The sequence below is a fragment of the Secundilactobacillus similis DSM 23365 = JCM 2765 genome (assembly GCF_001311075.1).
Taxonomy (GTDB): Bacteria; Bacillota; Bacilli; order Lactobacillales; family Lactobacillaceae; genus Secundilactobacillus; species Secundilactobacillus similis.
The window spans coordinates 1-1,488 of record NZ_BBAD01000161.1; the positions used below are offsets into that span (position 1 = coordinate 1).

At 41.7% G+C, this 1,488-nt stretch carries 2 protein-coding genes; both read right to left on the minus strand.

From position 1 onward, the window contains the following. Positions 1 to 29: 29 nt before the first annotated feature. Positions 30 to 992 (minus strand): IS3 family transposase, encoded by a 963-nt coding sequence (locus JCM2765_RS16455; RefSeq protein ID WP_156301852.1) that lies wholly within the window; start codon positions 990 to 992, stop codon positions 30 to 32. Further along, positions 947 to 1,488: transposase (locus JCM2765_RS16460; RefSeq protein ID WP_225352156.1), on the minus strand; the 542-nt coding region annotated here is incomplete at its 5' end. The genes JCM2765_RS16455 and JCM2765_RS16460, both read right to left, overlap by 46 nt.

Below are 1,488 nucleotides of genomic sequence, written 5' to 3' on the forward strand. Positions count from 1 at the left end.
TGGACCCGACCCGCAAAGTTGGACGATATTTAAACTAGTTCTGGACGATTTGTTGCAGCTGATTTTCGAAAATCGACTGGTGATTTTCCACCAAGATGGTGTTTGATTCTTACAGTATTGTAATGATTGACCCAAGCCTTAATGGCCTTTATTAAAGCTTCCTTAGTCTTATAATTTTTGGTATCTAGTTCGGCTTTTAAAACACTAAAAAATGATTCCATTTGTGCATTATCTAAACATGTCGCCAGACGAGACATACTTTGAAATACACGATGACGCCGTAATTCCTTACGCCATTTACTATGTTGATATTGAACACCACGATCACTATGCATCGTGGTACGGTATGGTAGGTTAGGAAGGTTATCCAAAACCCGTTTAACTGGGTCTAATACGAAGTCTACTGTGGGGTGGCTGCTGATATTAAAATCTAAAATTTCATCGTTATAGAGATCCATCACTGGAGATAAAAATAGTCGTTCTTTAAGAGTCTGGGTTCCCCAACGAATATCAGTGACGTCAGTAACTAGCTTTTGTAGCGGTCGATCAGTAATGAAGTGTTGGTGTAGTCGATTAGGTGCGATGGATCCAACCTCGCCAACGTACGAATGGTACTGATGAGTACTTTTGTGATAATTGAGGACCTGCCAGCCATTTTCGCGGGTAATACGTAAAATCCGTTTATGGTTAATGATATGTCCCCGATTGTGCAGTTCATCAGTAATCCGCTCAGCACCATATTTTGGTTCCTGAGTGTGAATCTGATGGATAAGGGTTAACAGATCCGGATCATCCTGTTGATCAATATCATCAAGATGCTGACACCCATAGTAGTAGGTGCTTCTGGCCAAACCCGTGACCTTCAAAACTCGATTCAATGAAACGTGATATTTTTGCCTTAAATCATTCGTTATCCGAGTGAGTATTTTAGATATTACGCGACGCTTTAGTTGCGCTTTTTCTGATTCAAGGCCCTCACTTTTTTTAAGAATTCATTCTCCATACGTAAGTCTAGGTTTTCTTGTCGCAGTCTTTCTAATTCACTCTGGTTACGCTTCTTTGAAGGCTTCTTTTTGGGTTTCGTGGCAGCTCGTCCTTTCAATTGGCCAAGTCCCGCAATACCATCTCGCTTTAGCTGCGCTTCCCATTTACGAATACTGGACTCGCCGACACCGTGAAAGTGTTTGGCGGTATCCACACTCGTGGCCTTATTTTCAGACTTCCACTTTAATACACGTTGCTTAAATTCAACTGTGTACTTTCTTTGATTACCAACGTGTGGTTGAAGCCCAATCACCCCCAATTGCTTATATTTTTTCACCCAAGTTAGGGCGGTGCTAGCACGCTTGATGTGATACTTTTTAATCAAACTCTGAAGGGTTTCTCCTTCTAGATATTCACCTACGACGCCTAATTTAGTTTCATACGAATATGTTGACATAACTGTGCCTCCAATGGCTAACTGTCCAAGGTTGGGGGCCGACCTCA